General features: G+C 42.5%; 26 protein-coding genes. 14 read left to right on the forward strand and 12 right to left on the reverse strand.

The window, feature by feature from the left end; all coding sequences use genetic code 11:
* The first annotated feature begins 33 nt into the window (after positions 1–33).
* Positions 34–969 carry a zinc ABC transporter substrate-binding protein ZnuA gene (znuA, locus tag Q4486_RS08045; protein ID WP_303519013.1) on the forward strand — a complete coding sequence of 312 codons (936 nt, stop codon included), beginning with the start codon at positions 34–36 and terminating at the stop codon, positions 967–969.
* Between the two features lie 110 nt (positions 970–1,079).
* On the opposite strand, the gene Q4486_RS08050 is transcribed toward znuA, so the two are convergent.
* The 3 genes from Q4486_RS08050 to Q4486_RS08060 all read right to left on the reverse strand — a co-directional run bounded on the left by Q4486_RS08050 (position 1,080) and on the right by Q4486_RS08060 (position 3,244).
* On the reverse strand, positions 1,080–2,057 hold the full coding sequence (locus Q4486_RS08050) for an ABC transporter substrate-binding protein (protein ID WP_303519014.1): 978 nt from the start codon (positions 2,055–2,057) through the stop codon (positions 1,080–1,082).
* 242 nt (positions 2,058–2,299) lie between these two features.
* Complete coding sequence (locus Q4486_RS08055) at positions 2,300–2,422, reverse strand: hypothetical protein (RefSeq protein ID WP_269454620.1); 123 nt, start codon at positions 2,420–2,422, stop codon at positions 2,300–2,302.
* Between the two features lie 204 nt (positions 2,423–2,626).
* Positions 2,627–3,244 (reverse strand): cation transporter, encoded by a 618-nt coding sequence (locus tag Q4486_RS08060; protein WP_303417301.1) that lies wholly within the window; start codon positions 3,242–3,244, stop codon positions 2,627–2,629.
* 138 nt (positions 3,245–3,382) lie between these two features.
* On the opposite strand from Q4486_RS08060, the gene Q4486_RS08065 reads away from it, so the two are divergent.
* The gene (locus Q4486_RS08065; protein ID WP_303519015.1) at positions 3,383–3,946 is read left to right on the forward strand and encodes a hypothetical protein; all 564 of its coding nucleotides are present in this window, start codon (positions 3,383–3,385) and stop codon (positions 3,944–3,946) included.
* Positions 3,947–4,014: 68 nt separating this feature from the next.
* Positions 4,015–4,629 (forward strand): DUF2799 domain-containing protein, encoded by a 615-nt coding sequence (locus tag Q4486_RS08070; RefSeq protein ID WP_303519017.1) that lies wholly within the window; start codon positions 4,015–4,017, stop codon positions 4,627–4,629.
* A gap of 41 nt (positions 4,630–4,670) precedes the next feature.
* On the opposite strand, the gene Q4486_RS08075 is transcribed toward Q4486_RS08070, so the two are convergent.
* Positions 4,671–5,582, reverse strand: coding sequence for a LysR family transcriptional regulator (locus Q4486_RS08075; protein WP_303519018.1), 912 nt, complete (start codon positions 5,580–5,582; stop codon positions 4,671–4,673).
* 150 nt (positions 5,583–5,732) lie between these two features.
* Here Q4486_RS08075 and Q4486_RS08080 point away from each other — a divergent pair, with 150 nt between their 5' ends.
* The 7 genes from Q4486_RS08080 (at position 5,733) to nhaD (ending at position 14,621) form a co-directional block, all read left to right on the forward strand.
* A complete protein-coding gene (locus Q4486_RS08080; protein ID WP_303519019.1) occupies positions 5,733–6,527 on the forward strand; it encodes a glutathione S-transferase family protein in 795 nt (264 codons plus the stop codon).
* A 91-nt stretch (positions 6,528–6,618) separates the two neighbouring features.
* Positions 6,619–7,998: a sodium:proline symporter gene (locus Q4486_RS08085; RefSeq protein WP_303519020.1), complete on the forward strand. Its 1,380-nt coding sequence runs from the start codon at positions 6,619–6,621 to the stop codon at positions 7,996–7,998.
* A 19-nt stretch (positions 7,999–8,017) separates the two neighbouring features.
* A complete protein-coding gene (locus Q4486_RS08090) occupies positions 8,018–8,845 on the forward strand; it encodes a metallophosphoesterase (RefSeq protein ID WP_303519021.1) in 828 nt (275 codons plus the stop codon).
* Positions 8,846–8,996: 151 nt separating this feature from the next.
* Positions 8,997–11,198, forward strand: a complete 2,202-nt coding sequence (locus Q4486_RS08095) for a 4Fe-4S binding protein (RefSeq protein WP_303519022.1) — start codon at positions 8,997–8,999, stop codon at positions 11,196–11,198.
* A 321-nt stretch (positions 11,199–11,519) separates the two neighbouring features.
* Positions 11,520–12,614, forward strand: a complete 1,095-nt coding sequence (locus Q4486_RS08100; protein WP_303519023.1) for an enoyl-CoA hydratase/isomerase family protein — start codon at positions 11,520–11,522, stop codon at positions 12,612–12,614.
* A 41-nt stretch (positions 12,615–12,655) separates the two neighbouring features.
* Positions 12,656–13,069, forward strand: a complete 414-nt coding sequence (locus Q4486_RS08105; RefSeq protein WP_303519025.1) for a rhodanese-like domain-containing protein — start codon at positions 12,656–12,658, stop codon at positions 13,067–13,069.
* Positions 13,070–13,391: 322 nt separating this feature from the next.
* Positions 13,392–14,621 carry a sodium:proton antiporter NhaD gene (gene nhaD / locus Q4486_RS08110; RefSeq protein WP_303417282.1) on the forward strand — a complete coding sequence of 410 codons (1,230 nt, stop codon included), beginning with the start codon at positions 13,392–13,394 and terminating at the stop codon, positions 14,619–14,621.
* A gap of 57 nt (positions 14,622–14,678) precedes the next feature.
* Here nhaD and modC read toward each other — a convergent pair whose 3' ends face one another.
* The 4 genes from modC to Q4486_RS08130 form a co-directional block, all read right to left on the reverse strand.
* Positions 14,679–15,785, reverse strand: coding sequence for a molybdenum ABC transporter ATP-binding protein (gene modC / locus Q4486_RS08115; protein ID WP_303417280.1), 1,107 nt, complete (start codon positions 15,783–15,785; stop codon positions 14,679–14,681).
* Between the two features lie 16 nt (positions 15,786–15,801).
* Positions 15,802–16,488, reverse strand: coding sequence for a molybdate ABC transporter permease subunit (gene modB / locus Q4486_RS08120; RefSeq protein WP_067869969.1), 687 nt, complete (start codon positions 16,486–16,488; stop codon positions 15,802–15,804).
* A complete protein-coding gene (gene modA / locus Q4486_RS08125; protein ID WP_303519027.1) occupies positions 16,485–17,249 on the reverse strand; it encodes a molybdate ABC transporter substrate-binding protein in 765 nt (254 codons plus the stop codon). The genes modB and modA overlap by 4 nt, the downstream gene beginning before the upstream one ends.
* Before the next feature lie 206 nt (positions 17,250–17,455).
* Entirely contained in the window at positions 17,456–17,884 is a 429-nt protein-coding gene (locus Q4486_RS08130; protein ID WP_303417275.1) for a hypothetical protein, read from the reverse strand.
* A 192-nt stretch (positions 17,885–18,076) separates the two neighbouring features.
* Between Q4486_RS08130 and Q4486_RS08135 the strand changes: the two genes are divergently transcribed.
* Positions 18,077–19,459: a histidine kinase gene (locus tag Q4486_RS08135; protein WP_303519028.1), complete on the forward strand. Its 1,383-nt coding sequence runs from the start codon at positions 18,077–18,079 to the stop codon at positions 19,457–19,459.
* Complete coding sequence (locus tag Q4486_RS08140) at positions 19,446–20,096, forward strand: response regulator transcription factor (protein WP_303417272.1); 651 nt, start codon at positions 19,446–19,448, stop codon at positions 20,094–20,096. The genes Q4486_RS08135 and Q4486_RS08140 overlap by 14 nt, the downstream gene beginning before the upstream one ends.
* Before the next feature lie 11 nt (positions 20,097–20,107).
* Here Q4486_RS08140 and Q4486_RS08145 read toward each other — a convergent pair whose 3' ends face one another.
* Together Q4486_RS08145 and Q4486_RS08150 are read right to left on the reverse strand one after the other, a co-directional pair.
* Positions 20,108–20,764 (reverse strand): response regulator transcription factor, encoded by a 657-nt coding sequence (locus Q4486_RS08145; protein WP_303519029.1) that lies wholly within the window; start codon positions 20,762–20,764, stop codon positions 20,108–20,110.
* A complete protein-coding gene (locus tag Q4486_RS08150) occupies positions 20,761–22,089 on the reverse strand; it encodes a sensor histidine kinase (RefSeq protein ID WP_303519030.1) in 1,329 nt (442 codons plus the stop codon). The genes Q4486_RS08145 and Q4486_RS08150 overlap by 4 nt, the downstream gene beginning before the upstream one ends.
* Before the next feature lie 371 nt (positions 22,090–22,460).
* Here Q4486_RS08150 and Q4486_RS08155 point away from each other — a divergent pair, with 371 nt between their 5' ends.
* Positions 22,461–23,918 (forward strand): GGDEF domain-containing protein, encoded by a 1,458-nt coding sequence (locus Q4486_RS08155; RefSeq protein ID WP_303519032.1) that lies wholly within the window; start codon positions 22,461–22,463, stop codon positions 23,916–23,918.
* Between the two features lie 8 nt (positions 23,919–23,926).
* Complete coding sequence (locus Q4486_RS08160) at positions 23,927–25,075, forward strand: DUF3095 family protein (RefSeq protein ID WP_303519034.1); 1,149 nt, start codon at positions 23,927–23,929, stop codon at positions 25,073–25,075.
* Here Q4486_RS08160 and Q4486_RS08165 read toward each other — a convergent pair whose 3' ends face one another.
* Both Q4486_RS08165 and Q4486_RS08170 read right to left on the reverse strand, forming a co-directional pair.
* Positions 25,076–25,516, reverse strand: a complete 441-nt coding sequence (locus tag Q4486_RS08165) for a hypothetical protein (RefSeq protein WP_303417264.1) — start codon at positions 25,514–25,516, stop codon at positions 25,076–25,078.
* 12 nt (positions 25,517–25,528) lie between these two features.
* The gene (locus Q4486_RS08170; protein WP_303417262.1) at positions 25,529–26,431 is read right to left on the reverse strand and encodes a hypothetical protein; all 903 of its coding nucleotides are present in this window, start codon (positions 26,429–26,431) and stop codon (positions 25,529–25,531) included.
* Positions 26,432–26,442: the final 11 nt, after the last annotated feature.

Consider the following 26,442-nt stretch of genomic DNA (forward strand, 5'->3'; position numbering starts at 1 on the left):
ATAACGGAAAATTATCCGAGATGTATTATATCAATGAAAAAGTTAGCCTTTGTTACAGCCATTTTTTTGCTATCTCCAATGCTAATTGCCCAAGAGCGTTTGCAGTTGGTGACTAGTGTAAAACCACTTCAATTAGTTGCACATGCTATTGTGGCAGATTTAGGGGAGGTGGATCTATTAATTCCGCCAGGTGCCTCGCCGCATCATTATTCCTTAAAGCCGTCTGATATTCGTACACTGCAAAAGGCCGATCTTGTGATATGGGTTGGGCCAGAAATGGAGCAGTTTCTGGAAAAGGCGTTGCAGCGCTCCGAGCGACCTGTTCTTCAGCTCTTAAAAACTGAAGAGGAGGATGGTGATCATCATGAACACCAAGCTGCGTCCCATAAGGAAGAGGAACACGAAGAGCACAACGAACACGACGAACATGAAGAGCACGGCGAACATCACCATCATGGTGACGTTGACCCGCATATCTGGATGGATCCTATTTATATGTTGGAGGCCGCTGAGCAGATTAAAGATATGTTGCAACAGCAGTCGCCGGAATTGTCGGATAAGTTAGAACAGAACTACCAGGCCTTTAAACGTGATCTGTTGCAGGCGGATAAGCAGATTCAGCAGCAGTTGGCGCCTCACCAGAAGAGTGGTTTTGTTGTTTTCCACGATGCGTTTTCTCTTTTTGTTGAGCACTATGGTTTAAATCAGAGAGCGTTCTTTACCGTCGATCCGGCTCGATCACCGGGCGCTAAAAAACTAGCAAGAATTGAAAAAATATTAAACGAGCCCGCTGTTCGTTGTGTATTTGTTGAGCCTCAGTTCGAAGCACCTATTGTAGAGCGCATTGTTGCCGACCTGCCTGTTAACTTAGGGCGTTTAGATCCATTGGCTACTGATGTATCGCTTTCTCAAGGGTATGTTGGCTACCTTAAAGACCTTGCGAATAGTATCGAAAGCTGTTTGAAATAAGGCCAATCTTTGAATAAATACCGTTATCACAGCGTTCTTGAGCTGTGGTAGCGGTATTTGCTTTCTCCCGCTCTTCAGGGACTATCGCTCTCTTGTTGTATCGCTTATGACTAGTCTAAGAGGATGATTTTACTGAAATCGGGCGGATTTTCTTGTGGAACTAATTCTCTATCAATCGCCCATTGAGCTTGATTCTTTACCGAACTGAGCAAAGGTTCATTTAACAATAACTCAAATGTATAGTCTTGCCAGACCCAGTCGATAAAGTGCTGGCTAAGCTTTAAGTGACGGCGCAGAATCAATTGGGATCTTTCTGGATTAATCGCGATAAAGCGGACTGCTTTATTCAGTGCTTCTGTAACTTTTTGTTTGATCTGCCTGTGGTTGCCTAAGGTCTGCGTGGATGTGAGAACAGGGTTGTCTCGCAAGCCTATAAGATTAAAGGAAAAGTTGTAGAGTCCTTTAGTGTTCATGATCTCTATATCATTATTGGAATTGTTGATTTGGTAAGCAAAAGGTTCCCATACCGAAATCGCATCAACTTTGCCTTGCTCGAGTACAATGGGTAGTTCGTTGGCAAAATAAGATTTTATATCGACCTCCGCAATATCTATCTCTGACTTGCTTAGCCAAAGGTGAAGGAAATATTCGCTTGCGCTGCCTTTTACGACGCCGACAGTTTTTCCTCTTAAATCATGGGGCGTACGAATATTTTTTTGCTTAAAAGAAACGATTTTCAAGTCGTTATCTGATTTTGCGAAACTGCTAATTACTTCAAAATTTGAGTGTTCAAAGCTATTAAACATGATCACAGAGTTAGATACAGTAGCCATATCGGCCTTCCCTGTTTGTAATGCTGTAAAGCATTGATCACCCCCATCGATTTCTAAAATAGACACATCCAGACCTGCATTGATAAAAAAGCCTTTAACTTTTGCGATATATACTGGGGCGGAAAGGGGAGTGGTTGATACCGCAATCTTTATTTTAGGTGCTGGGTTTAGGTTTTGAGCCCCATGAACCATTGAGCTAAACAGAGCGAAGATAGCGATATAAAAAGGCAGGCTAATTTTCAAAGTTTCATTCATTTTGTCCCTATTATATAAAAATGAGTGAATGGTGAGGCGCTACGCCAACTAAGCTTTATGGAGAGATAAAGGTGCAAATAAACATTTTGTCTTTGTGAATTATAGGAGAGGTTTCTATTTTTTGCGTAAATTGTGCGTATTAAGTGGGAGGGCGCTTAGGAAAAGATCAGATACTGTTGAGGGGCAGTATCTGATTGATCTTTTTTTCTTACATGTGGGTGCTGTTGGCAAGCCACTTGGGGTTAGTTGGCGAGTAATACTATTTGCACTATGGCAGGTAAAATCGCAACAACTAAGCCTCCGAGAACCATCAAAACTGATGGAGCGATTCCGATGACTTCAACATTTTCTTCAACATGGCTCATGGCTAAGCTCCTAGATATGTTAATAAGTTACTAGGACTAAGCAGAGATAGTGCCAGTTATATAACCATTTGTTATTTGGGGTTTTTTGTTGTTTCCATATTGAGGAATCTTATCTTTGTCATGTCAATCATGACGCATGGATTCTTTTTGTGTCTAAAATGGCAGTTTTTATAGAGTGTTAAAAACGAGTTGTATGTTGTTTAACTAAGGCTTGGCTGTTGCATTACTCTTACTGACTTGCTGAAAAATCTGTATGGCAGACCAGCTAAATAGTCCTGCCATAATTGAAGCAACAATAAGGTCTGGCCATGCGGAAGCGCTCTGCCAAACGCCAAGTGCTGCGATCATAACTGCAATATTACCAATGGCATCGTTACGGCTGCACAGCCAAACGGAGCGAACGTTGGCGTCTCCATTTCTAAAACGCAGTAGGATCATGACACTAATTAAGTTGGCAGTGAAAGCGAGTGCGCCAACAGACCCCATAGTTACCGCTTTGGGGGTTTGCATATATATCACTTTATAAAGTGTTATGCCGAATACCCCTATGCCCATAATCATCAAGCTGGTGGCTTTAAATAAAGCGGCTCGATTACGGACCTGTAAAGATTTTCCGATGACGAGCAAAGATAGAGAATAAGTTGCTGTATCGCCTAAAAAGTCTAAGGCATCCGCTTGCAATGCTTGTGAATTGGCTTGGACACTGGCGCCCATTTCAATAAAAAACATTAGGGCATTGATTGCGATAACCCACCATAAGGCGCGTTTGTATTCTATTGATGCCCCATCGAAGTGGTTATCGTTGTTACAGCATGAGCCCATATATACTCCGCAGTTCTTAAAATGTGTAATGAACGCTTTTTAGATTCATTATAGACAGATATTGTACCCAAGTAGCATGGTGGATGTTTTATATCCCCCTACACTTAATTACACCGTTCATTTTTGTGAGAAAGAATTATGGCTGGGCTCTATAAATTACAACCTGTATTGATGACCTTATTGCTTACGTGTCTCTCATTTAATAGTTTTGCGGATGTTTTAATTGGCAAGAAGCAGGTTTTGCTTGTGGATAAAAAAGGCCAAGAGATTGTGATTGGTGATATTACTTTCTCTCCGGAAGGAGAGCGTAGCCGTTACGAGTTACATATGAATCATGACAAATTTAAGGACTTCTTTCTTTCTATGAAGGAGATGAAGTGCCTTGAAGGCCCTGAGTTGTGGTGTCATCTTGCTTATCCATATGAACAGCCTCACAACGTATCCTCTGAGGATTTGAGTTGGCTTTCCCATGACCTGTTGTTTATGTTTAAAAAGAAGGAAGACTTTGGCGCCAACTTTTGGAATGGCATTTACTATGAGATGAAAATTGATGGCGAATCAATTCGAGGTGAAGCACAAGCCATCGATCTTAATGTCTTAGCTTCTCCACCTGATGATCTGAGTGTGCCGCCGGTTAACGAAACGCTGCGTGATGAAATTGATAGAAGTAAGCGTTGGTTGCCTGATCTAATTATTCGTTGATCTATTCTCTTTGTATTCAGCTTTACAGAGCTATGCTGAGTTTTATAGGTGTATAGGAGTCTCGCTTAGTGGAAGCAAAGAGATCGAGTATAAGTGTTGTTTTAATTTCCTTAGTTGCTCTGTTATCAGGCTGCGCAAGTTTAAGTGAAGAGGAGTGTGTAACCGGTGATTGGTATGGCATAGGTTATAGTGACGGCTTACAGGGCCGTTCAGAGACCTTCCTTTCTAATCACCAAGAGGCATGTGCAGAATATACAATTGCTTTTGATGTTAAGCCTTATTTGATGGGGCGTGAAGAGGGCTTGAAGCGTTATTGCCATCAAGATAACGGCTATAGATTGGGGCGAAGTGGCGCTAAGTATCATTATGTTTGCCCTGAAGATTTAGAACCTGCTTTTTTAGAAACCTACCAGAGTGGTCGCCAGGTTTATCAACAAGAGCAGCAGGTTCGAGAATTAGAAAAAGAGCTTGAACGACAAGAAAAAGAGCTGCATGAAGTGGAATTACAAGCTCAACGGACAGAGAAACGTTTAATCAGTCGTGGACTTTCAAGTGCAGAGCGAGAAGATCTTTTATTTAAGTTAAGAGAGTTTGAGCGTGAGCAGCGGACTTCGTATTACCAGTTGCAGCATTTAGAGCATCAGCTCTTGCAAGAAAGGTCAAAGCTTGAATATATGGACTAACCCAACTTAGATTTCATACGGTCTTTCTCTAAGTGAAAATCTTAGCTCCAAGGAGGCTTGGCAGCGAACTGTTCAGTTAAGTAATCCAAAAAGACTCGCACTTTAGCCGATAGGTGTTTGCGATGGGGGTACACGGCATTAATTTTTTGCTGGGGAATGCCATAATTCGTTAATAAAGGAATAAGACGACCCGCCTCTATATCCTTATTAATCATAAAACTGGATAGCCGTGCAATGCCTCCGCCTAGCAGGGCATATTCATGTAAACCATCGACATTATCGGTTACAAAACGGCCTGTTACATTGAAGGTTTCCACCTTAGTTTCGCCCGATTGGTGGCTGGTAAACTGCCAGTGATTAAATATCTCATTAGTGGATAGGCGTAAACAGTTGTGCTCTAAAAGGTCAGAGGGTTTTTGTGGTATGCCTTTGGAGTCAATATAGTGTGGGCTTGCACAGACTAAGCGTTCACTCTCTCCTAGTTTCCGAGCAACTAAGCTGGTGTCTTTTAGTTCTCCTAATCGGATCGCTAGATCAACCCCTTCTGCAATAAGGTCGACCGCTTGGCCGCTAAGCTGGAACTCCAATTTTATCTTAGGGTAGCGTGCTTGAAACATCGGCATTATTGGCAAAAGCTGATGTTTTGCAAACCCGTGGGTACTGTTGATGCGAAGCGTTCCCGCTGGCTCCTGTACTAAGCCTGTTAACGCGTCTTCTACATCGTCTATTTCGGCCAAAATATCAACGCAGTGGTTGAAGTATATCTGGCCCCCTTCTGTCAGGCTTAACATGCGGGTAGTACGGTTGAGAAGTCGGACGCCCAAGCGGGTTTCTAGCCTTGTTAAAAGCTTGCTGACTGCTGAAGGTGATAGATCTAATTGCCGACCGGCAGCGGAAAAACTGCCCTGCCTAACTGATTCGACAAAAACCTGCATCTCAGTCCACTTAGCCAAGTATGACTCCTATTGTTGAATTATATTCACATATTCTATGACAGTTTTGATATTTATCAAAAATAAGCCCTAGGGATAAACTGAGATCTAACAATAATTCTGGGTTTTAGGTGAACCCAACTTATTCCATCTAATGAGAAAGGTACTGTCATGCTTGAGCTATATACCCACCCAATGTCCCCATGCGCTCAGAAAGTTCGTATTGTCTTAGCAGAAAAGGGTTTAGATTGGACTAAACATACCGTTGAGCTGTCCCAAAAAGAGAACTTGCGGCCAGAATATTTGGCACTAAACCCTCTCGGTGTTGTACCAACGCTTGTTGATAAGGGGCGGCCCATAATTGAATCCAGCATCATTTGTGAATATTTAGATGATACTTTTTCTGCCCACAGCTTAAAGCCATCCTCCTCTTATCAGGTTGCTCAAATGCGTCTTTGGATGAAGCATGTGGATACTAAGCTTCATCCTTCATGTGGTGCGCTCCAATGGCCTATAGTGATGCGTCCTGCCTTAATGGAAAAAAGTCAGAGTGAGCGTGATGAGTTGTTGGAGAAAATACCTGAAAAGCCTCGCCGAGAACGACAAAAACGTTTAGTTCAATATGGTCTTGATGCGCCGGATGTGATTGATGGGATTAATCTTTATCGTAAGACGATTCTTGATATGGAAGCCGCTTTATCTGAATATCAATGGATAGTAAGTGATAACTTCAGCCTTGCCGATGTCTGTTTGGCGCCCTACTTTCAGACCATTTATCAATTCGGTTGGAGCGATATGTATAAAGATTGTCCTCGCGTAGCTGACTGGTTTGAGCGTTGCCGAGGGCGAGATTCCTACCTGACGTCAGTTATTGCTGATTTCTCTCCTGAGATTGAGGCGGATCTATTAGCGAAAGGTCAGCCCGCATGGCAGATTATTAGTGCACATCTTGCAGCCCATCGCTGATAGATACCGAGATTAATTATTTTGCTCGGTTGGAACTGTGCTTCACCTTAAGTGTCAGAGCCATAGTGACTGATAATTGGTGGGGCGTTAAATGAGCATGTGGTTAATCTTTCTAGTGTCTGGCTTGGCGCTGGTATCTATTTTCCTGTCTAGAAAAGCTACTCAAGAAGGTGGTTTTTTTAGAGGTGAATCGGCAGATGGTAGAGCGCCTACACTGCTTGCTTTAACCTTCTCGCAAGTGACCACTTGGATATTTGCTCGCTCTTTACTCAATGCTGCTATTTTGGGGTTCTATTACGGTATTTGGGGGACTTTAGCCTACGCAGCCTACTATCTTTCTTTTCTTACGGGTGGCCGGATTATTGACCATCTCCGTTTTGAGCAAGGCTATGGCAGCGTACAAGGGTTTTTAAGTGATCGTTTCGGTGCTTGGGGCGGACGCTGTTATAACTTTGTGGTGGGGATACGGTTGGTCAGTGAGGTCTTTGCCAATTTATTAGTCATTGGCATTTTATTTGGTGCGGCAGGTTCTCAGTCATACACTTTAGCCGTTATAGGATTAGCCGCCGTAACGCTCCTCTATTCAATGCTTGGCGGTTTATACGCTTCGCTACGTACTGATGTTATGCAGATGTGGGTGTTTTTAGTAGTGCTTAGTATTTTGCTAGGCATAGTGGTCAGTGGAGGCCACTTTACAACTGAACTGCTGGCATTTAAACCGTTCGATATTAGTCAGCCTGGGCCAATTTTGCTGCTGGTGGCATTGCTACAGGTCTGGAGCTATCCAATGCATGACCCCGTTATGATGGATCGAGGCTTTCTTGCCGATAGAGAGACGACAAAACGTAGTTTTCTGCATGCGGGTTGGATCAGTAGTATCAGTATTCTTGCGTTTGGTTCTTTAGGTGTAATCGCTGGCGCTAATGGCTTGGAAGGCGAAGATATGAATCAGGTTTTGAGCCGACTATTGGGTGAATTCCCTATGTTCCTATTTAGCGCATCTCTGGTTATCTCTGCCATGTCTACGCTAGACAGTACTTTGACTAGCTCGGCAAAAATGATGGTGCTTGATATGCGCCTTATGTCTGTAAGCCTTAGAAATGGGCGGATGGTTATGGCCATCTTTATGTTACTGGGTTTGTTATTGGTGTTTGTTGGGAATAAAGATATCTTCAGCGCTGTTGCCGTTAGCGGAACGGCCTCAATGTACCTTGTACCTGTTATCTTCTTTAGTCTCTGGGGGAATCGGCGTGATATCCCTGTGTGGAGTTATATTGGCAGTTTCTTTTTGGCTGTCAGTGGTTCACTCCTGTATTTCACTGAGTCCTCCTCTTACACCATGTTATTAGGTGAAGTGCATAAATACACTAAACTGTTGTGGATCTGTATCGCTGTGATGGTTGGCGGGTGCGCTCTTTTTATGATCGGTGGCGCAAGCCAAAAACAACTACAACCTCTTGCTAATAATTAATAGGAATAGAAGAGCGATTATGGATCTTGGTAAGTTTTTTGGCCCTGTGCTGATTTTTGGTGGACCGTATAGCAATTTAGCGGCAACTCGCGCGATGCAAGCTGAAGCGTCCCGTCTTGGTATCCCTGCGGAACAGGTTATCTGTACCGGTGATTTGGTGGCTTATTGCGCAGAGCCTGAAGCAACTGTTCAATTGATTCGTGATTGGGGTATTCCTGTCGTGATGGGAAATTGTGAAGAGTCTTTAGCTCAAAATGCCCCCGATTGTGGATGTGGTTTTGATCAAGGGAGTGCTTGCTCCCTATTGTCAGTTGAATGGTACAACTTCAGCAATCAGCGCTTGTCTCAAGATGATAAGCACTGGATGGCGGATTTGCCGCGAGAGATTCGATTTAGCCTGAATGGTCGGACAGCTACGGTTATCCATGGTAGCTATCAGCGGATAAATGAGTTTGTCTTCGCTAGTGGGGATAAGGTTGTTAAGAATAAGCAGTTAAATTTAGCTGGGAGCGATCTGCTTATTGGAGGCCATTGTGGTTTGCCTTTTGGATCAGAGTTAACTGATGGTTATTGGTTAAATGCGGGCGTGATTGGGATGCCTGCTAATGATGGTACAACGGATGGCTGGTATATGTTGTTGCAACCGGTCGATGATCGAATAGAGGTGAGTTGGCATCGATTGGCCTATGATGCCCGCGGTGCCGCAGAAAGCATGAAACAAGCGTCCCTGTCTCAGGCTTATGCTAAAGCTTTAGTGACAGGCCTTTGGCCGAGTGTAGACATTTTACCTGCGCCGGAATCTGAACAGACCGGAGTGCAGCTTAGTCTGGAAGCGCAGCTAATTTAACGCTTAGACTACTCATTGTTATTAGTTCAATAAATGTGTTTCCTTCTTTAGGCGTTGTACTAAAGGCGTTGTTGAACGATCATAAAAGATATTTTTATTGTTGATTAGTAGTGGCTAATATGGAGGGATAACATAATAAGAAGTTGTTGCGATGAACTATATTACTGCGGTTCTGTTTTCTCTACTTGAACGTTTACGGATACCCTTATCCTTATTAAAAACGTTAATAGCTCTCCTTAGTTTCACTTTCCTTCTCGTTTGTAACCTTGCTCAGGCAGGGGTGATGGATAAGGCAGCGATGGAGAAAGCATTTCCCTCTCCTTATGTCGTTGGTGATAAAGATGAGGCCCTACCTATTTGGCCGCTTTATCAGCAAATATCGACTGATACCCCACTGGTTGGTTACGCATTTGAATCGATTGATCTTGCGGCGATCCCAGGGTTTGCAGGCATACCTTTTAATCTGCTCGTTGCTATTGATCCTGATGGCCGTTTTATAGATGTTCGCGTTTTATCTCACCATGAACCTGTCTTTTTAGAAGGACTTGGCGAAAAGCCATTGATCGATTTTTCTAAACAGTACAAAGGTGTTTCGTTGATGCAAAACATCAAGATTGATGCGAAACCGGGTTTGGGCGGCGCCAATAACAGCGCCAATGTTTATATTGATGGTGTGACTAAAGCTACCGCTTCGGTTCGTATTTTTAACCAATCTTTGCTTGCTTCCTCGTTAAAGGTGGCCCGTGAGAAATTAGGTTATGCCAAAGGACGTGATCCTGACCTTATTGCACGTATTAAACCTGATTTATTTGAGTCGATGTCTTGGCAGGAATTGCTAGATGAGGGGCTGATTGTTAAATACACCTTTAGCAATAAAGAGGTGGAAGCGCGGTTTGAGGGGACGATTGGTGAAGGGCAAGACCCTGAAGCTTTAGAGGCACCCGATGAACAGTTTGTTGAGATCTATGCCGCGAATTTAACTATACCTAGCGTTGGCCGTAATCTATTACTGCCCACCGCTTGGGACTATGTGAAAGGAAATACTGCGGCTAATGATCAATTATTACTGATTTTGAGTCAGGGCCGATATTCATTTACCGGAGAAGATTTTGTTCGTGGCAAAGTTCCTGAGCGTATCAGTTTGCACCAAGCTGAGCTGCCCATAGAGATGCGCGATTTTGATCTGGATGATCGTTTAAATCTTTTTGATCTTGAGTATAAACTTAACTTGCCTGAGGAGCTGGAGGGTTTCGAATGGAAGCTCTTTCATGTGATTGGTCAGGCAGGCCTAGATCCGGCGTATCCTGCCGAATTTAAGCTGAATGTCGTACGGCAAAAAGGTTGGTTATACCCTGAAAGTGTGACCGAAGGACTCGATTTTAAATTACCTATTCCTGAGCAATATATTCTTGCTGCGGAGAGTGATAACAAAACATGGCACAGCTTATGGGCCGGTCGTAAGACGGATATAATAATTCTACTGACCGGCTTGTTAATCTTAACCGTTGTGTTAGTGAAGCACCGTATACTGACAGGGTCTAAGCACCGCTTGCGTTGGTTCCGTCCTTTATATTTACTGTTTACTCTAGTCTTTATTGGTTGGTATGCCCAAGGGCAGCTGTCGATTGTTAATATCACGGGTGTATTACAGGCTTTAGTCGCAGGACGAAGTTTAGAGTTCTTCCTATATGACCCGATGACGGTATTACTTTGGGCCTATATTGGTATCACTTTCTTTGTCTGGGGGCGTGGTACTTTCTGTGGTTGGTTATGTCCTTTTGGTGCATTACAAGAGTTGACCGGTAAGCTATTGGCCTTTCTTAAACTACCACAAATCAAAGTATCACCTCTGTTAGATTCACGCTTGAAGTGGATTAAATATGTTGTGCTTGCGGGCATACTTATAGTGGCTGTTGTGTCTATTCCTTTGACGGGCAGTGTGGTTGAGATAGAGCCCTTTAAAACGAGTATTACATTAATCTTTGACCGGTCATGGCCATTTGTTCTGTGGGCCGTAGTGCTGTTAGTGCTAAGTTTGTTTGTCTACAAAGGTTACTGCCGTTATATCTGCCCCTTAGGTGCAGGTTTAGCTATTTTTGGTAAGCTGAGGATATTCAACTGGCTTCCACGTCGTAGTGAATGTGGTCAGCCATGTCAGCTGTGTAAACACCGCTGTGAATATCAGTCGATCGAGCAAACAGGCAAGATTGATTACGATGAGTGCTTTCAATGTTTAGATTGCGTTGAGATCTACGAGAGTGATGAGCTTTGTGTACCGCTGATTGTTGAAAAGAGAAAAGGGCGTAAACTCAAAACGCGCCAAGATAACGATAATATAATTGCATCTAGTTAATTACTGCGACCTATGCATCGGTAGAGTGTAGAGATAGACCTCTCTACGCTCTATCCGTTTTAATGTTTAAACTCTCCCTACAATTTCGGTGAGCATAGGACAATATCGACTGTTCTATATTTGCTGTTGAACCTTAAGTTTCCCTTTTAAGGCCGGTATAAGGCTAATTTCCTATTGGATTTAGCTTTTATTCTAGGCAATCTGTTTACGGTCTAATGGTTTAATTAATATATAAACTATTACAGTAATAAAGATCGAAATAAGTTAAGGCGATTCTGATTGATTTTTCTGCCTATAATTTTTAACGATAGGAATGCTTGAATGAGTTGTGTGCTGTTTAACGAATATCCTACCCAAGATGGTAAGCGAATAGTTGAGATCTGCTTAAATGCGGAACGCTCTTTAAATGCTTTATCACTGGATATGATCGATCTGATCCAGCCTCAGCTCGATCAGTGGCAAGACGACGACAGGGTTGTCGCTGTTATTTTAGATAGCGCAGGTTCTAAGGCTTTTTGTGCTGGTGGTGATGTTGTCAGTATTTATAAAGCGATCAGCGAAGATTCTAATGCTAAGTTTGCCGAAGCTTTTTTTACCCGTGAATATACCCTTGATTACACTATACATACCTATAGCAAGCCTATTATCTGCTGGGGAAGCGGTATTGTAATGGGTGGCGGCATGGGACTTATGAATGGCTGTAGCCATCGTATAGTGACTGAAACTTCCCATTTAGCTATGCCTGAAGTAACTATAGGTTTGTATCCTGATGTTGGGGGGAGCTGGTTTCTAAACCATATGCCCGGTCGAACGGGGCTCTTTTTGGGGTTAACCGGTAATCCAATGAATGCGGCGGATGCCCTGTTTTTGGGATTAGCTGATCGGTTTATTTCAGTAGAGCTGCGCCAGTCTATGCTCGAGAGCCTTCAGGCAGAGTCATGGGGCGATGCTAATGCTGCTGTTAATCGAGTGTTGCGTCGTTTGGAGCATGAATCTCAAGCCTGTTTTAGTTCAGATTCACCGGTAAGGCATCATTATGATTTTATTCAACAGATCACTGACCATGATTCTGTGGCGGGTTTTGTCGATAGTTTATTAAGTGTTGAAAGTGATGATAAATGGATAAAGCGAGCCCAAAAGGCCATTCATCATGGCAGCCCGTTGGCGATTAATTTAATAAAGAAGCAGCTCGAAGTGACTAAGCATATGTCCTTGAAAGAGGTGTTTTGTGCAGAGCTTATCTTATCGGTGCAATGCTGCCAGCATAAGGAGTTTCCTGAAGGGGTTCGTGCTTTGCTTGTGGATAAAGATGCTGATCCTCAGTGGCGCTTTAAAACGTTAGCGGATGTGGATAACGCTTATGTGGATAAGTTTTTCCTCTCGCCTTGGCAGAAAAATCCATTGGCTGAGATGTAGTAGCATCAAACAAAAAAATATAATAATTAAGGGGATCATCAATGGGATCGGTAATTAAAAAAGGGATTTACCAGTTGGTTAAAGAGGCAAACCAAGTGGTGCGAGAGATTTCGGTGTCTGAAGCCATCGCTCTATATGGGAAGGAGGGTGTGCAGTTTGTTGATCTGCGCGATATTCGTGAATTAGAGCGCGAAGGGGTTATTCCTGGGGCTTATCATTGCCCAAGGGGTATGCTGGAGTTTTGGGTTGATCCGGAGAGTCCTTATGCTAAAGAAATATTTCTGCAAGAGCTGACCTTTGTTCTCTTTTGTGGCGGAGGTTTACGCTCTGCACTAGCTGGAAAGGCGATTATAGAGATGGGATTGACGAATGTGCTACATATTCAAGGTGGCTATGCAGGGTGGAAAAAGGAGAAAGGTCAGACTGCCGAATTTATAACTAAAGGTCATGGATAGCAGGGAGCTTTTATAGAAAATCTTCGATAAACCAGGCGGCAAAAGCGTGTCGACCTGGTACCCCTGATTTATGATAGATAGAGGAAGCTTGTTGGCGTATGGTTTTTTCTGTTTTACCTTTGGTCTTCTTTTAAACTGAAGCCTTTTGTTCAAGCACTATAGATAATTAGTTAATTTTTAAGTAAACCTATTTAATTTCCATATTAAGTAGGTTTTTTTTATGCTTCTTTTGGGTCAGCTCCAACTATCAATTTATTTATGATAAGAATGCAGGGATAATTGTGTACCTTTTTTCCACTTAAGTTCAAATCGGGAACTAAAGATGCACGTTTTACTTCTGAGCCTTATTGGTCTCGCTTTCGTCTTAATTATTATTGAAGACCTTATTCACCTAAATAAAGCTAAATCGACTCTGTTTATTGGCACGTTGGTTTGGATATTAGCTTTTGTTTTCCCAGAGCATAGCGTTGCACATATCAAAGAGGGGTTAAATGAAAACCTTTTAGATATAGCGACATTGTGGCTGTTTTTAATGGCGGCAATGACATTTGTTGCGTACTTGAACCAGCAGGGATTGATTACTCAGCTAGTTTATCGGTTACTCCCCAATAAATTGACGCTGCGAACGTTGATGATCTTAATGGCCTTAATGGGGCTTGTGTTCTCCTCTTTAGCGGATAACATCACTGCATCTTTGATCATGCTCTCGTTATTAACCTCACTTAAGTTGGATAAGAAACAAACACTTAAGTTTGCCACGCTGATTGTCTTCGCGGTGAACTCCGGAGGTGTTTCCTTGATTACGGGGGATGTAACTACCTTAATGATCTTCTTGGCAGGGAAGGTCGATATCACTGACCTCTTCCTTTTAATTGGTCCAGCTTGTGCGGGTGTTATCTCTTTAGCTTTGTTACTTATGTGGGGGACAAACGAAGAGGTTACATTACCGAAGTTTAAGCGCCCAATTGCAACAGTTGATAAGTTAATTGCGGTTCTATTCCTTTTGACCATTTTTAGCACTCTCTTTATGAGTGTTGCGTTTTCTGTACCGCCAGTATTGACCTTCCTGTTCGGATTATCGGTGATGTTTATCTCTCATCGTTTGTTCCATCGTAGTGAGAAATCACCTGATATCTTAGAGTCTGTGCGAGAGATCGAGTTTGATACCTTGCTGTTTTTCTTAGGGGTATTGCTGCTGGTGGGGATGCTTAAAGAGCTTTCTGTCTTGGAGTTTTTGTTACAGCTTTACGATATTTTACCTACTTACTTGGCTAACTTTGTTGTTGGTATATTGTCGGCGTTAGTGGATAACGTTCCATTAACTGCGGCTATTTTGAAATCAGGTATTAGCATGAGCACTGCTGAATGGCTGGGTCTCACTTATGCTGTAGGTGTTGGTGGCTCTATTTTGATTATTGGCTCCGCCGCCGGTGTTATCGCGCTGAGTAAACTGGAAGAGGTCTCTTTCATTACTTACCTACGTTTTATTCATTGGTTGCTGCTGGCGTACACATTAGGTTATGTGTCAGTGATGTTTATCGCTAATTTATAAAAACGCTGCAAACTCTCTCGAAAAGGCTTAGTACTTATTACTAAGCCTTTTTTTTTGCTAACTGATTAGTGCGACAGATTTTATTTGTGCCCATAGCTTTTTGCCCGGTTCCAATTGGAGGCGGTCAATGGATTTGCAGGTTAAACGCGCTATAAGGTACTCGCTCCCTGTTTTTAAGCGTATTAATGCCATTGCCTCATCAGTGTCGGCTGCTATTTCATCTACAGTAACGGCTAATCGATTAAGGATGCTTGAGTCATTATCGGGTGTTAAGGTTAGGCTAACATCCCGTGCGAGTACCCGAACCCTTACCGCTTGATTGAGTTCATCTCCTCGGTCTCTTACCCAAAGCTCACCATCGGAAAATGCAATACGAGCTAAGTGCCATTTCCGGTCACGTTCAATTACATGGCCCTGAAGAACTACACCAGTATCATCACCATAATCTAAAGGTAGATCGATTTGTGAAAAAACTTCGGTGAGCCCCCCTTGTGCGCTGACCTTACCTTGCTTTAGAACCACAACATGGTCTGCTAAACGGGAGACCTCATCCATAGAATGGCTGACGTAAATAATAGGGATCTCTAAGCTAGAGCCTAGACGTTCCAAATAGGGGATAATCTCTTGTTTGCGCTGTTTATCTAAAGAGGCAAGCGGCTCATCCATCAGCAGTAATAGAGGGTTGATTAGCAAGGCTCGGGCGATAGCGACACGCTGCCGTTCACCGCCAGATAGTTGTTGTGGGTAACGGTGTAAAATATCGTGGATCCCCATAATATCAATGGCGTGATCATACAATTGATTAGAGACTTTTTTGCCTGCTCGCTTGCGAGCATAGTTGAGATTGCCGAGTGCGGTTAGATGCGGGAAGAGGCTTGATTCCTGAAAGACATATCCTAAAGGGCGTTTATGGGTCGGCATAGATAGTGAGGCATTTTGCCATATCTCTCCATTAATGCTGAGCTGTCCCTTATCTGGTTCCTCTAAGCCTGCAATACAGCGTAGTAGTGTGGTTTTGCCTGAACCTGATGGGCCAAAGATCACTGTTACCCCCTGACTAGGCAGAGTCAGATCTATATCCAGAATAAAGCTGTTATCGAGAGCTTCAGGGTGCTTTAACTGGAATGAGGCCTGTATATGGTTGTTACTGATGTCAGATTGCATAGATAAGAGGCCTCATCTAGTTTAAAAGCGAAACTTTTTGTTTACGCTGGAGCCAATACAGCGCTAAAAGTACCGAGAAAGAGAAAATAAGCATAGCGCCAGACAGGGCGTGTGCCTGCATAAACTCCAGTGCCTCGACATGATCATATATCTGTACAGATATGACGCGGGTCTCTCCCGGAATATTGCCACCTATCATTAATATAATGCCAAACTCTCCCACTGTATGTGCGAAACCAAGAATCGATGCGGTTATAAACCCAGGCTTTGCTAGCGGTAGAACAACGGTAAAAAAGCGATCAAAAGGGCCTGCTCTCAGCGTGGCAGCAACCTCTAAAGGACGTTCCCCTATAGCTTCCATCGCGTTCTGGATCGGCTGTACAACAAAGGGCATAGAATAAAATACAGAGGCGATGACAAGACCCCAGAAAGTAAAGGGCAGTGTGCCTAAGCCTAGGCTCTGAGTAAATTGGCCAAAGAAACCATGAGGGCCCATCGCTATGAGAAGGTAGAAACCAAGTACAGTGGGCGGCAGTATCAGAGGTAGGGCAACTATAGCTGCTATAGGTGCTTTCCAGACCGAACTTGTTCGAGCTAGCCACCAAGCGATAGGCGTACCTATTATTAACAGTAACAAGGTAACCGTTGTCGCTAGACGCAATGTTAGCCAAATGGCCGCTAAGTCCGCTTCCGAAAAACTCATGGATTAGCTGCTAAAGGTTTATAACCATAAGATGTCATGATCTGTTTTACTTGCGGCTCTTTGATGAAACTGAGGAGTGCTTGGGCAGCAGGACTATTTTCTCCGCGTAATAATAACACTACATCCTGTTTGATTGGATTATATAAATTTTCAGGAATAACCCAACTAGACCCGGTTTTTAATTTTCCATCTTTTAATATTTGAGAGAGGGCCACAAAGCCTAGTTCAGCATTTCCAGTGCTGACAAACTGATATGTCTGGGCAATGTTCTCACCTTGTACCCATTTATTTTGAGTTGCTTCAATTAATGAGAGCCGTTTTAGCACTTCTATGGCCGCTACTCCGTAAGGAGCCAGTTTCGGGTTTGCGAGTGCCAGTTTGTTAAATTGGAGCTGTTTCAGCCGATCCGCATTTCCTTTAACAAAGCCTTTCTGCGGTGACCAAAGCGCAAGACTACCTCTTGCGTAAGTAAAACGGCTAGAGGGTGCTATAAGCCTATCCCGTTCAAGTTGTTCAGGTTTTTTTTGATCGGCGGAAAAAAAGATTTGGAATGGGGCACCATGTTTTATTTGCGCATAAAACTTACCGGAGGATCCAAAAGATAAGCGTACTTTATGGCCGGTGGATTGCTCAAATAAAGAGGCTATCTCTTTCATCGGTGCTGTAAAGTTAGAGGCTACTGCGACGCTAATCTCTTCCGCCTTAGCGGTGGGAAGTAACAAACTAAGTACAAGAAGGCAGATAATCGAGATAGATCCCATCGATTTTCTCCGTAATTCACTATTTACTTATAAGTGAATTTAATAATGAGTGGTGGTTTTGGTTATATGGTAGCGGATATATAAGATGATCAAAAGTGATAGGGAGAGCGCGTCTGTTATTAGTTGGTTTTTGGTCGCTAGTAAGAGAGAAGAGGCGACCGTTTTTGGGCCGCCCAATACCAAAAACCTTACTTTTAAAGGGAGAGTTAGGCGGTATAAATGGCAACTAAGTCAGACATAGATAGAGTGCCTACTATATTTTGTTCTGGATCCATTAGGTCGTATAGAGTGCCGCCAGCGGTGTTATCAAAAATACTGAACAAGATAATAGCGCCTCCGTCACCACCACATTCAGCATGAGGAGCATCGGATGGTTGTGCAACAGTGTAGCTTCCTGTTGCTCGTACCTCCGACAGCGTACCATCAGCATCATAGATGTGATGTTCTCCTTTAAGGACTAACAATTTATTCAGTGAATTATGACGATGAAGGATGATCGGCTTATGGGGTTCAAATTTAAATAGGAGTTCTGCGCGCTGCTGTTCTTCATCGATGTGGAGAATTGAGTAACGGAAGTGCTCTAAATCACCAAATTGATTCCATTCAACAACATCTTCAATGTATTGCGGGCTCATGGCTTATCCTCTTATTATAGTTAACCACGACTTCAGCTTTAGCATTGTCATGGGGTCAGTGGGTGGTACGTTAGCTTGGATCTTGTTGTCATGTCACAGCCAAATTGACTAAGAGGGTCGGGTATATAGCCCGATACATTAAGTCGATGGTTTTTTTAGAATGAATTCTTAATAACTCATAAAGTGCTTACTATGCGACCGATTAAGCTCAATACATTGTTGATGTTACTCGTTATCTTCACCGGTTCAGTGGCGATGAGTGTATCGGCGGTTGTAGCCTTGTACCAATCGAACAAAGAGGCGCAAGATCAGGCCGCCCAAATTGCTAACTCGGTTAAACAGCAGTTGGAGTGGCAACTTTTAAAAGCACATAACCTTATGCAAGGTCCTACCGACTTCCCCGATTTTTTTCTTTGGCAGAATAGTAATAGTAGTATTTCAGGTTTTTGCATTCAGTATGAAACGGCAGAGGGGCGGCTTGAACGCAGTTTGTGTAAAGGGGATGTTTCAGAGGAGATTTGGCCTGCGTGGTTTAAAACCCTTTATCTTTATCAGTTTGGGACTGAGCAGGGCAGCCAACGTGATGTGGTGTTTAACGAGGAAGTTAAAGGTCGGATTAATGTTACGCCCAGTTTTTTGGTGATGTTGCACCGAGCGTGGCGAGATATGAACAACCTAATGGAGATGTCCGTTATTACAGTTATGACCTTATGTATCTTGCTTTATATTACATTAGGGTGGGTACTGAAGCCTGTACGTTTGACGACTGCTGCTTTAGGTAAAATACAGGCGGGGGATCTCTCGGTTCGGTTACCAGATTTTAGGGTTAAAGAGTGGCAGGACACTGCTCAAAGTATTAATGCGATGGCATCCACATTGCAGGAAACTTTTGAGGAACGAAAGCAATTATCGATGAAGTTGCTGCATCTGCAAGAGGAGGAACGGCGGCATCTTTGCCGAGAGTTACATGACGAATTAGGTCAGTCCTTAACGGGTTTAAGAGCCATTGCTTATTACATGGAGGGAGAGGCTAAGGATCATTGCCCCTCACTTCTACCTAAAGTGTCTCAAATCACAGGGATTGCCCAACAGATGATGGGATTGGTTAAGAACTTGCTGTTTAAATTACGCCCTGCGGATTTGGATGAACTGGGTTTGATGGAAAATCTCAGCTCTATGATTGATGAGTGGAACGCTAAGCATCAAGAGGTGGACTGCTATTTAGTGACTGAGGGACGGTGTGATGAGATACCCGCTGCTATAGCGGTCAATCTACTGAGAATTGTACAGGAAAGCCTGACAAATGTGGTGAAGCATGCGTCAGCTTCGCGTGTTGAGGTATTGCTCTGCTGTCCTTATTCAGAGAGGGAGCAGTTATTATTGCAGATCGAGGATAATGGGAATTTAACCCGCGCCGAAACTTTATTGAAGCCGGGTAATGGTTTATTAGGTGTTAAAGAGCGTGTTAACGCATTAAATGGTGAGGTTAACTTTGCGCGTTCAGCGCTTGGTGGCTTGAAGGTTGAGGCGATTGTACCTGTGTTGGAATATGAGGTGGCTGATGGGACTCATTAATATTCTATTGGTAGATGACCATGCAATTGTGCGTGAAGGTTATCGTTCTTTATTAAATAAACAGCCAAGCTTAAATATTATTGCAGAAGCTGAAAGTGGTGAAGATGCTTATGTGCTTTACCGTCAGCATAAACCAGACCTGTTAATCCTTGACCTGTCCCTGCCAGGGAAAGGGGGGTTAGCAACCTTGATTCAAATTCGTCAGTTAGATCCTAAAGCTAAAGTATTGGTGTTTAGTATGCACCAGAATCCCTCTATGGCGAAAAAAGTAATTGAAGCGGGGGCTAAAGGTTATATTACGAAAAGTAGTGCGCCGGCAGAACTGATTCAAGCGGTAATGGATGTTGTAAACGGAAGATTGGCGATTAGCGAAGATATAGCAAGAGCTATAGCGATGGACAGCTTGCATGGTAAGTCAGCGATAGTGAATAAGTTGTCTACCCGAGAGTATGAGATTCTACGTATGTTAGTCGAAGGGAAAACTAAAGCAGATATTGCCGAAACCTTATCTATTAGCGTTAAAACAGTTTCCAATGCCTATTACATTATTAAAAGTAAGCTTGAGGTGAAAACAGATCTTGAGTTAATGCATGCGGCATTACAGGCAAGAGTCGTTTCTGTTTCTGATTATCTATAGTGAGTAAACGCTTATACTTTTAATACACCTGCTGCCAACGCTATATGTGTGAGTTCTACCGTTGTATTTGCATTGAGTTTGTTTTTAATTCGAGTGCTGTAATTAGCAATTGTTTTATAGCCTAGGCACATATTTTCTGATATCTCATGCCCATTTAAGCCTTTTGCTAATAGGCAGAACACATCAAACTCTTTAGGGGATAAAAGCTCTACTGGTGTATTTGGGTTTTGGCTTTCCTTGGCTTTTTGTACGCTAGGCTCAGCTTTTGGCTGTGTGTCATCTAAGAAAATATTACCTGCACTTACTGAGAGTATGGCTTCAGCTAAGCAATTGGCGGCGCTATTCTTATTGATAAAACCACGGGCACCGGCTTGTAGAGCGCGTTCGGTATAGATTGCGCTATCATGAATGCTATAAACCAAAATCATTGCATCGGGCGATATTTTGACTATTTTACGAATGGCTTCAAGGCCGCCAATTCCTGGCATGGAGATATCCATGACTACAATATCGGGTTGTAGTTTTTTATATAGCTGGATCGCCTCCTCGCCACTGTTAGCTGTATCGATCTGGTTAAACTGTTCGTAGGCGCTAAGGAGCATCTTAAAGCCCGCTTGAACAACCTCATGGTCGTCAACAAGAAGAATATTAAGCTTTTTACCATTCATGATTTAACTCCAGACAGTGGTAGCAATACATCAATTAGCATGCCTTTGCCTAAGTTTGAGATAATATTAAGCTTACCTCCCTGGCTTTCAGCCCTTTCTTTAATACCTAATAAGCCAAACCCTTTTGATTTGTCATTTTGTAAAAGACCAGACCCATTATCTTTAATGAGCAGTGACACTTCATTTGTCTCTGATAGGGTTAAGTGTATGCTGACTTGGCTCGCACCGGCGTGTTTAGCAATATTTGTTAGACACTCTTGGGTGATGCGGTATATATGTATTGCTGCTTGATGGTCTATCTGTTCAGGTTCACCCGAAAACCTAAGCTCGACGCGTGTATTAAGGTGGTTTTGTTCCCACTCCTGCACTAGATTTTTTAGCGTATCTTTCAGCCCTAATTCTGCAAGACAGAGAGGGTGCAAGGTCAACATTCTTGAGCGCACGATACTCGATAGATGATCACAAATACTAATAATTGTCTCACATGCTACAGTTGAGTCACTTTGTTGCTGTTTTGTTGCAACAGATATAGCTTTTATCGCGGTTAAAGATTGGCCCATTTCATCATGGAGCTCATGAGCCATCGCTTTTCTTTCATTTTCTTGGATATTTAAACTGTGGTTAGTGAGTTTCTTATTAGTCTGTTTTGATTGTTCAAGCGCTAGAGTTAGGGCATTAATCTCTTGTGAAATAAGGTCAAATTCAAGGATGTGGTGTTTAGCTAGGGGAGTGCCATATTCTCCCGATGAAATCGCTTTTAAGCGATTAAGTATGCTGAGTACAGCGTTTAACATTGAGTTAAATAGGATATTAATGGCCATAAATAAAACGGTTAGAATAGCGATTATTGACCAGAATAGGGTTAGAAATTCACTCCAAGCTTCGTTTATCTCATCGCTAGGGTCTGTTGTGATAAGTATGCTTTTTGAACTATTGTTTCGGAAATTGATACGATACTCAAGTACAGGGAAATCAAGGCTTACAGCGTAAACAAACCAAGCTGGAGGCGTATTTTTCTCTTCATTCAAATGATCTGCTGCTGAGCCTGTTTCTACCTTGTTATTAGAATAGATTACGACTTTTATATGGCGAGTTTCTTTTATGGAAGACAGGTATTCCAGCCATGAGGATTCACTGTCTGGCGCTGCTAATAAGCGTTCACGCTTGAGTTGGAAATCCAGCATAGATTTGACGAGCTGGAAGGATGAACTTACTTCGTCCTCGACAGAACTCTTAGCCTTCCAGATAGCAATGGCACCACCCGCTATTAAGACAATAAGTACAATGCTCAGTACTCTTATATTTATTTGGTTGCGTAAACTCATACCGACTAGACCTCAAACCGCGTATATCTCTCTACTATCTAATTAAGCAGTTTATATGCCAAATAAACCGAACGTTTTACGCTAGGCTGCGCGTTTTAGAACTTTTTATTACGATCTGTTTTTTTTATTGGTTATGGACTGCGGGTGGGTAGTTAAGAGGGACCTTGCTCAAAGGTGGTTGAATTAATGGACTATTTTTAACTTACCTTCAGAGTCCAGAATATTGTGTCAGTAGGGATCAAATTGTGTGGAGTAATATTTCAAGTTGAATGCTTGAGGAATACCTTAAGTTGAACTAGGTTTTATTGTGCAAGTGCTCAAAAAAATTATAAGACAGCAATCCATCTTCACTCACTTAATGGATTAAATCGGTGGCGAAAAAGAATGTACCTAATATAGCTTATGAGCTTGAAAAGTTAACAGCCAGCATTGAGCAAGAAGACTTAACGTCTAAGGTTTGGAGCTTACCTAGCGCCTTTTATCTGATCTCCTTCCAGATTTCGGCCCTTGCGGCTATTCTCTCTATAGTTGTTTTATATGGCTATTGGATGGATGTTGAGTTTTTATATCGACCTATAATGCAGGAGCCCGCTACGCACCCTGTTACCGCGTTATTATCTTTATCTCTTGGTATCTCTATTCTCTTACCGAATCATCGCCCCCTTATCAACACCACTAAAAAAATGCTTGTATTGGTCTGTGGAGTTATCGTCCTTATAGCCATTATTGACTACGTCTTTAACACAGACCTTATGCCACCTAATATTATTTTTGAGCAAGAGGTGTTTGATTCTAATGGCTCTGTTTTCGTTAATTACTTAAGTGTTAATACTGCAATTATGCTATTGATGATCAGCTGCGCGGTGCTGGCTGATATATATGGGAGGCAAAATTTTCAGCAGCTAATTGCTTACTTGGCTATCTCCATCCCATGTATTTCCTTTATTGGATATGCTTATGGGCTGGAAACATTCTATAGCCATATGTCTTTATATACGGCGATAATTGGCTTTCTATTGGGTTGGGCTGTTTTAGCGAGAACCTCAAACTATGGCGGTTTAAAAGCGATTTTAAGTCCCTATTTAGGTGGACGTATCGCTCGCTATCAATCAATCAGTGGGATGTTACTACCGTTCTCTGTTGGTTTGTTTTTTGTTTCATTATCTAATGAGTTGAACTCGTCTTATATAGCGGTGTTCGTTATATTTGTGACATGGTTTCTTGTGTTAATGATTGGCATCTCAGCTTATGTTCAAGAAAAAATTGACGCCGCCCGACGGGAATTGACTGAAAAGTTAATTTTAGCCGCTAATACGGATCCTTTAACTGGATTGTATAATCGCCGTCAGTTTTTTTATTTGGGCATGAAGGAGTTAAGACGAGCGCATCGTTCGGGTAGTGCAGTAGCTGTATTGATGATTGATATTGATGATTTCAAAATCATTAATGATACTGCTGGCCATGATGTAGGGGATCAAGTACTGATTGCTGTTTCAAATACCCTGTCTGCCGTTTTACGAGAGTTCGATTTAGTTTGTCGGTTTGGTGGGGAGGAGTTTTGTGTTCTCATTACCGATACATCGAAACAAGGGGTTGAAGAGGTTTGCAATAAAATCACCTCAACAATTCGCGGTTTAGATATTAATTCTTGGACTGATTTACATGGTCCGGTAACGGTGTCTGTAGGTGCTTGTTTAATTGAGAAAAAGATAGATTTAGAATCTGCCTTGAAGGTTGCTGATGCGGCTATGTATCAGGCTAAGAGCTTAGGTAAAAACCAAACCTATTATTCTGTAGCGTTTTCGAGTGTCAATAATGGGTTGCAATAAGAGTATTTATGGATAATTTTTACCACGAGCTAGAAGGTTTTTCTGATACGGCTCAGATTGTTGATAATCGTCACTATCAATCTATACCTGATGATTGGTTTATCTCTGTTATTGATGTGCGAGCTTCGACTGAAGCTATTAAGGCGGGGCGCTACAGGGATGTTAATTTTGTTGGCGCGGCGGCTATTACCTCCCATTTGAATCTTATTAGCCGTGATCTACCATTTATGTTTGGTGGTGACGGGGCAACGATTTTAATTAAAAAAAGTATGTATGGAGTTGCGCAGGAAGTACTTCAATCTTTGAGCTTTTACGCTAAAGAGAGTTTTGACTTTGACCTGCATGCAGGGCTTGTGCCTGTTAGTGCTGTTCGTGCAATGGGTCGAGATGTAAAGGTTGCTAAATATTTATCAGGTGAGAGCCCTCCGCAAGCTATGTTTAAGGGCGGCGGGGTTAGTTTAGCTGAGTCTTTAGTGAAGTCCTCCTCTGAGTATCGAGTGGCTCCAAAATGCTGTTTTTCTAAAGAAAAAATATTTGCTGGCTTGTCTTGTCGCTGGAAACCGATCCCATCGTCGACAGGGGTGACTTTGTCGATTTTAGTTCAGCCTATGCAGCTCGATGATGAACAAGCCGTTAAAAGGGCAATTGCAAAGTTTGAGAGCCTGCTAGGGACCTCCTTATCCTGTCTTAACCCAATCAATATGCAACAGGCGAGTTATGAGTCGTTTTTTAAGAACTTTAAACGCCAACTAAGTATTGCCGAGATTAAACCGAGCAAAGCCTTTTTTGCTGCAATGGGTGAAGTGTTTATTACGGTCCCATTATTCCGTTTTGGGCTGTATAAATATTTTCCTCAATTAAAAAACTATATGGAAAAGATCTCCACCCATTGCGATTTTCATAAATATGATGACACCTTAAGAATGGTGATTAATTGCTCGGAACGGGAGCACAGAGCGCTGGTTGCTTATTTGGAATCCGAATATGAGCAGCAGCAGCTTTTTTTTGGAGTCAGTGCATCTGACGCCGCTCAAATGACTTGTCATGTTGAGAGTATCGCCGACGGTGAGCATTTACACTTTATTGATGGTTCGGACGGGGGTTATGCGATGGCAGCCATCGGCCTGAAAAATCAGCTTTTGGCGGCTCAGCAGTGATTAGAGCTGCTTTTTAACGGCATCAAGCTTCTCTTTGAGGCTTTCAGATTTTCCGACTGTATTTGTTTTTTTAGGGCGGCTTTCATCTACGGTATCTATGCTTTTTAATAAGGTAGAGAGTTCTGAAGAGCGTAGTTTAAGCTCTTTTTTGACCTGTTTATCAATATAGCCTAGCTCTTTTAGCGCTTGTGTTGCTTCATGCATTAGCTCAGGCAAAATATTGATAATATTTTCTTCGTTAGGGATTTCTGCTAAATGTTCTTGCAGTGTGCCTCTTGCGGTGAGCCACGCTTCGAGCTCACTAATTTCATGTGTGGATAAGAGCGCTGCTACATGGGGAGCGACTTGGTTTACATCAATATCAAAATCGACGACCTGTTGCTCTTTCCCTGCTATTTCGCGAATACATTTAACTTTGTTGTCTGTGGTAATAAACTTCATTACAGATCCCTTCTATTCAATAAGCGGCTTGTGCGCATTTAGCTCCATTACCAGTTGCATGATCTCTGGGTTCTTTTCGAAACGCTCTTCTTCTTTTGCTTGGCGGCGATACTCTTCTGATACGTCAATTGCCCGTAGTAAATACTCATACGCTATATGATCGGCTTGTAGATCAGAAAATGCGCAAGCTAATTGGAAGAAAGCGTGACCATTATCGGCCTCTAGCTCTAATGCTTTGTTACATAGAGCGATCGCCCACTGTGGGTTGTCTAGTTCAAGTGCTGCGTCGGCTTTGTACGTTAGTGCTTCTGCGCTATCGGGTCTTAATTCAAGTATTTGGTCATAGAGCTTTATTTTTTGTTCCCAAGAGGATTCTTGCCCAGCTTTTAACCAGAACGATTGAACCTCATTAGTGGTCTCTATCTCTTGTTGGTTCTTTTTGATAACTGCTGATTTCGATACAAGCCCTTTTTCTAACTCGTTAAGGCGTGATTCGTAGTCGATTATCAGTTGGCTGATCTTGGTTTCGGCATGGCCTTGGATATTGCTTCGTATATCTCGTAGGGAGGTCCAACCGACTAATAAAAGTGCAGAGCTTGTTGCTGCGATTAGATAGAAGAAGTAGGTTACTGTATCTGTTGCATAAGTAGCTGCAATTTCGGCAACATGAAGCTGCCTGTCTGTGATCTCTTTAGTGTATTCAACCCTAAGGTTTTGCTGTTCAATCCTAAGCTGTTTGAGCTCATCAATAATATAGCGTTCAATAAAGGGATTATATAAGGGTTGCTCTAGCGTATTGATTTTGTCTTCAGATACAGTGTTGTTAACTGTATCGACAGACGCAGTTTCCGCCCAGACGGCATTAAGGCTTAAAATAACGAATGAGATAAGTAGGATAGAGATTCTTTGGAACACAGTGTTTAAGC

Source organism: Neptuniibacter sp. 2_MG-2023 (genome assembly GCF_030547495.1).
Taxonomy (GTDB): Bacteria; Pseudomonadota; Gammaproteobacteria; order Pseudomonadales; family Balneatricaceae; genus Neptuniibacter.

Coding starts and splice junctions, on each gene's coding strand:
- znuA (WP_303519013.1), top strand. CDS start 34: ATGAAAAAGTTAGCCTTTGTTACAGCCATTTTTTTGCTATCTCCAATG.
- Q4486_RS08050 (WP_303519014.1), bottom strand. CDS start 2,057: ATGAATGAAACTTTGAAAATTAGCCTGCCTTTTTATATCGCTATCTTC.
- Q4486_RS08165 (WP_303417264.1), bottom strand. CDS start 25,516: ATGAAGTTTATTACCACAGACAACAAAGTTAAATGTATTCGCGAAATA.
- Q4486_RS08150 (WP_303519030.1), bottom strand. CDS start 22,089: ATGAGTTTACGCAACCAAATAAATATAAGAGTACTGAGCATTGTACTT.
- Q4486_RS08145 (WP_303519029.1), bottom strand. CDS start 20,764: ATGAATGGTAAAAAGCTTAATATTCTTCTTGTTGACGACCATGAGGTT.
- Q4486_RS08095 (WP_303519022.1), top strand. CDS start 8,997: ATGAACTATATTACTGCGGTTCTGTTTTCTCTACTTGAACGTTTACGG.
- Q4486_RS08085 (WP_303519020.1), top strand. CDS start 6,619: ATGAGCATGTGGTTAATCTTTCTAGTGTCTGGCTTGGCGCTGGTATCT.
- nhaD (WP_303417282.1), top strand. CDS start 13,392: ATGCACGTTTTACTTCTGAGCCTTATTGGTCTCGCTTTCGTCTTAATT.
- Q4486_RS08090 (WP_303519021.1), top strand. CDS start 8,018: ATGGATCTTGGTAAGTTTTTTGGCCCTGTGCTGATTTTTGGTGGACCG.
- Q4486_RS08055 (WP_269454620.1), bottom strand. CDS start 2,422: ATGAGCCATGTTGAAGAAAATGTTGAAGTCATCGGAATCGCTCCATCA.
- Q4486_RS08160 (WP_303519034.1), top strand. CDS start 23,927: ATGGATAATTTTTACCACGAGCTAGAAGGTTTTTCTGATACGGCTCAG.
- Q4486_RS08105 (WP_303519025.1), top strand. CDS start 12,656: ATGGGATCGGTAATTAAAAAAGGGATTTACCAGTTGGTTAAAGAGGCA.
- Q4486_RS08065 (WP_303519015.1), top strand. CDS start 3,383: ATGGCTGGGCTCTATAAATTACAACCTGTATTGATGACCTTATTGCTT.
- modB (WP_067869969.1), bottom strand. CDS start 16,488: ATGAGTTTTTCGGAAGCGGACTTAGCGGCCATTTGGCTAACATTGCGT.
- Q4486_RS08060 (WP_303417301.1), bottom strand. CDS start 3,244: ATGGGCTCATGCTGTAACAACGATAACCACTTCGATGGGGCATCAATA.
- modA (WP_303519027.1), bottom strand. CDS start 17,249: ATGGGATCTATCTCGATTATCTGCCTTCTTGTACTTAGTTTGTTACTT.
- modC (WP_303417280.1), bottom strand. CDS start 15,785: ATGCAATCTGACATCAGTAACAACCATATACAGGCCTCATTCCAGTTA.
- Q4486_RS08130 (WP_303417275.1), bottom strand. CDS start 17,884: ATGAGCCCGCAATACATTGAAGATGTTGTTGAATGGAATCAATTTGGT.
- Q4486_RS08140 (WP_303417272.1), top strand. CDS start 19,446: ATGGGACTCATTAATATTCTATTGGTAGATGACCATGCAATTGTGCGT.
- Q4486_RS08135 (WP_303519028.1), top strand. CDS start 18,077: ATGCGACCGATTAAGCTCAATACATTGTTGATGTTACTCGTTATCTTC.
- Q4486_RS08100 (WP_303519023.1), top strand. CDS start 11,520: ATGAGTTGTGTGCTGTTTAACGAATATCCTACCCAAGATGGTAAGCGA.
- Q4486_RS08080 (WP_303519019.1), top strand. CDS start 5,733: ATGCTTGAGCTATATACCCACCCAATGTCCCCATGCGCTCAGAAAGTT.